Source organism: Tropicimonas sp. IMCC6043 (genome assembly GCF_004146235.1).
Taxonomy (GTDB): domain Bacteria; phylum Pseudomonadota; class Alphaproteobacteria; order Rhodobacterales; family Rhodobacteraceae; genus Tropicimonas.
The window spans coordinates 1-7,741 of sequence record NZ_SELO01000089.1 but is presented as its reverse complement, the minus strand read 5'-3'; the positions used below and the strand labels follow the sequence as shown (position 1 = coordinate 7,741).

Genomic DNA, 7,741 nt, shown 5'->3' with positions numbered 1-7,741 from the left:
GGGGCTGCCGATCCTTCCAGGCGACATTTCCCGCACGCGACGGCCATCCCGCCCTGGCTCTCCAATTCGCGGCCAAGCGGGGTCGCCATGGAGAACGCCTCATTGTCGCCAGTACGATGAAGGGGACAGGCGTCCTCAATGTCTACCGAAAAAGATGGGCCGTCGAATGCCTCTTCGGCGATGCCAAGACCCGAGGGCTCAACCTCGAGGATACGCGGCTCACGATCGCGCATAAGTTGTGTCTTCTGCTATCCGTCCTGGCCTTGGCCGTAGCTTGGATATGCCGAACCGCATCGGCTCTGATGGGGCGCCGTAAAGGGCAACGTGGGTGACGCCATCTTCGCCGTCCTCTGCGGTTGCGGCCACAACATCCGAAAGATACTCGCCCACCACAGGGTAGTCTTGGCCGCACCAATCGGTTGGCTGTTCGCATGCAAGATCCTACCGTAAACCTTGATCCACAATCCCCATAGCAACGAAATCCGCCCGCGCTTTCCTCCTCGTCAGATTTATCGCCGCTGGATGGCGCGCATCCAGCAGCCACAAACCTTCGACCGTGCCGACATCTGACGAAAAGGCACGGATGTCGGTTTAGGGCTCCTATGGCCTGAACTTAGGAAATGGCAAAGGTTCTTGTCGGACTCTCAGGTGTTGCCTAGACACGTCATCGGGCTTCAGGAGAAATCGGCATGACTTCCCACCAAGAACGAAACACCGTATCCGCTCGTAGCGGACGGAAATACTCGATCGATTTCTTTGAAAACCCGTCGGTCTATCTTCCAATTTTCGTCACTGCGATCTTGATCCTCTGGGCGTGGACCTTTCAGGCCAGAATGCTCAGCCTCGGAGCGATCGAGCGCATTGACGAATTCCGCACCCTCGATCGAGTGACTGGTTTTTCTCGCGCCGGGGATTGGTTCAATGTCTATTCATTGAACGAGCCAAACTTCCGCAAGCCGCCTTTGCATTACTGGCTTGGTGCAATCTTGTACGAACAGGGCGTGGATTTGACAGTCAGCGTGCGCGCGCCTTCCATGATCTTTGCGCTCGGTTGCCTCGTCTCGACGGCTTGGCTCGCTGCCCTCGTGTCCCCCGGAAATCTCTGGGCGGTCCCGACGGCGGTCTTGTTCCTTACAACATCGCGGCGCTTTTGGACGAGTAGTTCACAGGCCCTTCTCGACACAGGTGTGCTATTTTTTGCGACTGCATCCTTGGCGGCGGCGATGATGGCGCTGCGACGGCCCAGGTGGTGGTATGTCTCGGCGGTACTCATCGCCCTTGGGTCCCTTCAGAAGGCACCTGTTGCCCTTGCTGTCGTCGTACTCTTCCTTCTTCTTACCGGCCTGACGGCACGGTGGCATTCTTTCCGGTTTAGGAGTTTTCTCAAAAACCAGCATTTCCTGATCTCGGCAGTGCTTGCGCTCGCGGTTTCGGCTTCTTGGTACATTTTTCAAGTTGCGCAGCACGGTCTCGTCGTTCTTGAGGTGGGCATTGCCAATGAAATGATCGACCGATTTTCCCCCACAACAAATAGTCAGATGATCCGCAGTATTGCGGAAGTGATCCAACACCTAATCGGCGATGAGGAACTCCTGCGCTGGCCCGCCGTAGCGGCTGTTCTGGTTCTGCCGTGGTGGCTTCAAAGATATGACCTTCTGCCTTTTCCGCTTATGGTGCTTGCCTACCTGTTAGCCGTAGTGTTTGCAGGTGGCTCGATCTGGTCTCGCTATACGCTTTATCTCGCTTCCGTTCTCTGCGTGTCTCTTGCTGCCGTAGTGGTCACCTTGCCCATCAAGCCGCGAACGCTAACGGCGCTAGTTGTGGTCTTTGCACTACTGATCGGCGGGCCAGTGAGGTCCCCGCTAGACTTGAGCCTTGATCGAAAAGATCGCACGCAGCTCCAGATTGACTTACTTACCCGCCTTACCGAGGAGCACGTCCCCTCCGAGCAGCTTGTGTACTGCGATTGGGGCGGCATGGCGCGAATTCCGGACGGCGCGGTATCATATTATGGTTCAGCCAATCGTCCCTATTTTCGATTGGAAGGCCCCGACGATTTCTCCGATCTGGTCCGAAACGGCGAGATCGTTGGGCCGTTGCGTGGCCTATGCCCGACGGAACAAATCCAATTCGTCGAACCGCATGTCCTCGGGTTCCGAGAAATCGAACGTCGCTCTCACTACACTTACTGGACGGCGGAGGCCGTTCTGCCTGATGTGGAATGAAGCGCCCAACAACTGTCATTGACAACATCTGGCGTCTGACCGCGGTCGTGTCTAGATTTTGTGGAAATTCCGAAGCGGAGTTCTCCGGGCACGCGAAGGTTTGACTGCTCAGGCGGCGAGGTCAAGAGGAATGGGCTCGAGGGGCTGAGACAGCGTCTCCCATCCATCGACCTTGCGCATCTGGATCTGGCCGGACGCTAGCAGCGCCCAGAGCAGCATCGAGACGGTCTCGGCGCAGGGCAGCACGGTCTGGGTCTTGATCCAACGGCGAAACTCCTCGTTCAGGCGCTCGATTGCGTTGGTCGTCCGTGCCGATTTCCATTGCGACGGATCGAGGCGGGTGACGGATCGAGGCGGGTGAAGGTGAACAGCCGGTCGCCGGCTTCTTCGACGCTGTCGGCGATCGCCTTGCACTTGAGGCAACGCTTCCGACGGAAAGCCTTGCGGCGTGTCTCGATCTCGGCCGCGGTGTCGGCATAGATCATGTCGCGGTAATCCTCGGTCAGTTCGTCGTGCATGTGTTTTGGCGCATGGCCGAGCAGGTTGCGGTGCTTGTGAACGGTGCAGCGCTGGATCGGCAGGTCCTCGCCCCAGAGTGCGACGAGCGCGGCTTCGAGACCAGGCGCGCCATCGACGACGAATTCCGGCCGCTTCAGGCCGCGCGCATCGAGATCATCAAGGAACTGGCGCCAGGCTGAGGTGTTCTCACGTCCTACAACCGGCGGCTCAGACACCTCCTCCGTACTGACGAGATGTGTCAGCGCATCGGCAAGATCGAGGGCATCGGCCCGGAAACGGCCACGGCGCTGGTCGCCGCCGTGGGAGCAGGACACGCGAAGCCAATGGATAGGTCGGATGCGAGAGCGCCGGCATCCTAACGTCGTGGCCGTCGCGTTCGCCAACAAGAACGCTAGGATCGTCTGGTCCATCCTGTCGCGAAGTGAAGACTTCCGGCCGCTGCAGGCCGTACCAGCAAACTGATCACAACGGCGAGAAAGCAAAACAAGAGAGGGCTCATCCCCAGACATTGCAGCAAACAGGTAGGAGATTGAGAAAGGGTCATGACCCGTCGCTTCGTGAGTCTGACGTGTGGACTGGCACGGCGCACCCCGATGCCACGGGAGCATTGAGGACGAAGCACGCGGAAACCCATCGGGGCTTGCGGCGACGATGAATCGGGCCGCTTAAGAAAGCCGGATATACGTCAGCAATCGTGACGCTCGACCCGGAAACAGCCAAGCCGTTGCAATCAGGCGGGGTCCATATACGTCCACACATGATAGCACCCTCAACCATCCTATGCCGGTGGCGGGTCAATCGAGATTGTAGTTGTGCAAACGCAATCGAGCCTCTCCATAGCGCGCCACGCACTCGGCCTGTCGCGCCAGCCGGCTTCGGCCGCTGTCCAGGATCGGTCGGAGGTTCTGGTGATAGAGCGACGTATGCGACGCCCCTTGGTTTCTTGCTTCCAAATAGAGGCTGGGGCCGGATATTTCGTCGGCGTCACCGACCAGCCAGTTTGCGCCGCGCGGGATCGAAACCATAGGCACGCCGGCAGCGTGGCATTGAACCGCGAACCAGAGATCGCAGACACCGGTAGAGTGGAAGTCCTCGAGCGAAACGGACAGCGTGTCCGTGTGGTAGGCAATCGTCCCGGTTCCGAGCAGATCGACGAAACGGCCGCGATGAGCGTCCGTGAACCGGAAATTCATCCGGTCCTTCGTATAGGCTCTCTTCTCTTCGGGGAAGATGACGCCATGCACGCCAACGACGACCTTCCGCTCGAAATTCTCGACCTCGTGCAGCATTCGGGCGACGTAGTCCTCTGGATAATGGATGTCGTCGTCGAAATAGACCAGGTAGCCCGATGGATCGCCGGACGAGTAGAACTTCCCGTTGTCCCTCAGGTCGCCCGCTGCATCCTTGCCCAGGGTAACGTCGATGCGGTCATGGCGGAGAAAATCCGGAACCTCCTCGTACTGGTTGAGGTAGAGTTCGAGCCGGTCGACCTGTGAGATCACAGTGCCAATCGTATTCCGGAGGATGTGCTCGCGCGCCGGATAGGACGCCATTCGCCCGGTCACCGCCTCGCCCAGCATCGGCGAAGCATTCTGTCGGCCCTCGCCGAGAGCAAAGCTCCGGCTGCGTTGCGGAAATTCGATTCGCAGCTTTTCCCTGTTTTTCGCCGCCCCGGCATGCCAGGCTCGGAACGCTTGCTGGTACGTCTTTCGGGGTGCGGAGAGTTCCTGGACAAGCTCGCTGCCGTCATTGCGCGCATAGGCCGCGCTGCCGGTGCCGGTTGTCAGTGAATTCCCCAGGGTCCGCAGACTGTAGAATTCCTTGTCCACTCTCCGGGCGACATGCGGCCCGAAAAGGGCCAAGATCCGTTCCCGATATTCGCTGTCACCCGCGTAGCGGACGCAATCGTAATACCCTATGTCGCGCAGGACTTCCCGTTTGAACACGATCGTGTTTTCGCCGAACTTGGCTTCCGTCATCGGTTCGGAAAGATCGGCCGACCAGCGGCGCAGCTTGCTCTGGGAGAAGAGCGCCCTCTGATCATCCTGGATCGCCGCGACCTGTTCAACCAGCCGTCGCGGATGCATCACATCGTCGGAATCCAGAAAGGCGATGTAATCTCCCGTCGACCGGACCAATCCGATGTTGCGCGTGTAGTAGCAGCCGAAGTTTCGCAGCAGCGGAACGATAGCGACCTTGCTGTTGTCCCCGTATTTTTCGACCAGGATATCGAGCGAGGCATCGGTGCTGCCATCGTCGACGACAATCACTTCGAGCTCGACATCTTCCTGCGCGAGGGCCGAGTCCACGGACTCGACGATGAAATCCGCATTGTTGTAGTTCGGCATAATCACCGAGACGAACGGCCGGTTGCTAGCAGGATTCGTTCTTTGCGGTTCGTCTGCCGCCTCGATGTTCACCGCCCCTTTGTGGAAGGCTGAATAACCGACCTTCGCGGGCTTGGGTTTGCGTGGCTTCAGGAGGTGTTTCACGGCAAATACTGGCAACAGTATGGGAGATAGAAGCAAAAGGACCGGAAATCCGCAGATGATGAAGAGACGCTGATATTTTTTTCGTCGCTTCTCCTCGTTCCCTTGTTTTCGCCGCACCGTTGCCAACTCATCCGCAAGTCCCGCGAGCCTGATATTGAGTTCCCGGACCTTTTTCAGATGCTGGTCTTTGGCCTTTTCGAACGACACCTTGAGGTTTTCGATACGTTCCTGGTCTTCCTGTCGTTCCAGAGACATTTTGCCGATTTCGGTGACCCTGGCGAAGAGATCCTCGGCAAGTTCCGTCCCGGGGACCTTTGCGGAAAACGCCCGGTTGCGATCCTCAGCGGGCAGGAACAGAAACGTTGGCGTGTTGTTGAAACAGGCCTCAACTGCGTAGCCATGCGGGACCAGTTCGGCGCAAACTTGGTGAAAACTCTCAAATGTCGCCGCCTCGATGTAAAGCAGTGGTCGGTCGCGGGCGATCAGCTCGGCCGCCCCCTTCAGGACTTCCGGCTCCATCCCCTCCACGTCAATCTTCAGCGCCGCGACCGCGCCGTCGAACTCCATATCGTCCAGCCGGCGCACTTGGATATCTCCCTCGCCAAGTGCAAGCTTCTGCGCCCCCAAGTTGGCGTGATCCTCAACCGCGAACGCGGCATACGAATTCGTAGCACCGATTCCGCAGACCTCCACCAGCACATGGTCACCAAACCCGTTCCGTACCACCGACTCCCGTTGCGCGGTGGCGAGGTCCTGATTGGGTTCGAAGGAACGAACCCGATATCCGGCAGCGGCCAGAAATAACGTATGGTTTCCGACATTCGAACCGATATCTAGGATCAAGGCGCTCGGCTGCAATCGGGCAACCATGTCGTCCAGCAACTCCCGCTCATACGGTCTGCCGGAAGTTGCGATCCCCCGCTGGATATGGTCGGTGACAGGATTGGGCAGGACTATTTCGTAGGAAGCGTCGTGGTCGCTGAGACGAACAACCGACCTTTCTTCTTCCTGTTCAGAGTTATGATCCAAAGTTGCAAGGCCCCGCAGCGTTCATCCGTTCACGGCCGCACATTATGTAGCCCCAGGTGGCGATGCAACAGACGCAGGATGTAGTAGTAGCGGCGGGATACTCCGCTACAGAAGCTGGCTCCGACGAACCAAGGCCCTGATTGTATCGCGATATCCAACCGTCGCATGGCTTGTGTTGAATGGTTCCTATATGCATGCTTGGCGGTGCGTAGATCCAATGACCCGGTGAAGACATGGTACGGCTATCCGTCATCGTTCCCGTCTACAATGTGGAAGACCTGATCCATCGGAGCTTGGCAAGCGCCCGCAGGCAAAGCCTCAAGGATATTGAGATCATTTGCGTCAATGACGGCTCGACTGACGAGACGCGTGAGCGCATTCTGAAAATTCGGAACGAAGATCCCCGCGTTGTTCTGATCGACCAAAAAAACACCGGGGCCGGCGGCGCACGAAACTGCGGCATGCAGGTCGCGAAAGGCGAGTTCATTGCATTTCTGGATGCAGACGATCAGTACTCGACAAAAACCGCCTTGGCATCACTGTACTCGACGGCTACGCACAACGGTGTCGATATTGCAGGCGGCTCTTTTGAGCGTCTTTATACCGATGGGCGCATCCAAAAAAAGTTTAACGGGATTCATGGCGCTTATACATTTGGGAGCGCAGGGAAAATAACGTTCCGGGAATATCAATTTGACTACGGCTACCAGCGATTTATTTTCAGTCGAAAGCTCCTGACCGAAAATTCGATCCAATTTCCGAACTACAAACGCTTTCAGGATCCACCCTTTTTCGTGCGATCGATGATTGCATCTGACGCGTTTTTTGCGATTCCAGACCGCGTCTACAGATACAGCAAGGGGCACAAGGCTGTCCGGTGGAACAGGAGCAATGTGGAGGACTTGATTCTGGGACTTAAAGATAATCTTCGCATGTCTAGGGAGCACGGTCTTGATCGACTGCATGCTTTGACCTATCGGCGGCTTGTGACTGAGTTTGTCGAACCGGTACTGACCCATGCGCCGAATGACGACGGGATATACCGATGTCTGACGAACTTCATGAATGAATTAGACATTGAACTGTTGAGGTCGGGCGAGGCCGGCGTAGATCTTGCTGGCACGCTCGATCGGGACTTCGCACGGCACGCATTTCTTGGGCTGGCATCCCCCCCTCTGCCCGATCTCGCCAGCCCCCCTGCTGCGCTTAGCCGGAAGAAGGGGCCGGTCGGAAGGATGCTGTCAGACCTTAATCGCTTCAGGAAACGCTGGATATGAGGTAAGCGACCGCCCATCACCCTCGTTGCGTGAGATGGCGCGCTGTCCGAGATGAGGCCCGTAACGACGGAAGTGTCATGTGTGGACGTATATGGACCCCGCCTGATTGCAACGCCTGATCTGGTCGGGTTCGAGTTTCGCAATTGCGGACGTATATCCGGCTTCCTTGAGCGGCCCGATACTTCGCCGCCGCGAGCCC

4 protein-coding genes and 2 pseudogenes are annotated in these 7,741 nt (G+C 57.7%); 3 read left to right on the top strand and 3 right to left on the bottom strand.

The window, feature by feature from the left end:
- Positions 1-233 (bottom strand): hypothetical protein (locus EU800_RS27360; protein ID WP_207210014.1); only part of this gene is annotated, 233 nt, incomplete at its 3' end.
- Positions 234-689: 456 nt separating this feature from the next.
- Between EU800_RS27360 and EU800_RS25485 the strand changes: the two genes are divergently transcribed.
- Positions 690-2,225 carry a glycosyltransferase family 39 protein gene (locus tag EU800_RS25485; RefSeq protein WP_129636275.1) on the top strand — a complete coding sequence of 512 codons (1,536 nt, stop codon included), beginning with the start codon at positions 690-692 and terminating at the stop codon, positions 2,223-2,225.
- Between the two features lie 108 nt (positions 2,226-2,333).
- On the opposite strand, the pseudogene EU800_RS25480 reads toward EU800_RS25485, so the two are convergent.
- Positions 2,334-2,941: pseudogene (locus EU800_RS25480) on the bottom strand (transposase); the annotation flags it as partial.
- Between the two features lie 112 nt (positions 2,942-3,053).
- Between EU800_RS25480 and EU800_RS29220 the strand changes: the two are divergent.
- Positions 3,054-3,206: pseudogene (locus EU800_RS29220) on the top strand (IS110 family transposase); the annotation flags it as partial.
- A 332-nt stretch (positions 3,207-3,538) separates the two neighbouring features.
- Here the strand turns inward: EU800_RS29220 and EU800_RS25470 are convergent.
- Entirely contained in the window at positions 3,539-6,118 is a 2,580-nt protein-coding gene (locus EU800_RS25470) for an FkbM family methyltransferase (protein WP_129636274.1), read from the bottom strand.
- 380 nt (positions 6,119-6,498) lie between these two features.
- Between EU800_RS25470 and EU800_RS25465 the strand changes: the two genes are divergently transcribed.
- Positions 6,499-7,542, top strand: a complete 1,044-nt coding sequence (locus tag EU800_RS25465) for a glycosyltransferase family 2 protein (protein ID WP_129636273.1) — start codon at positions 6,499-6,501, stop codon at positions 7,540-7,542.
- Positions 7,543-7,741: the final 199 nt, after the last annotated feature.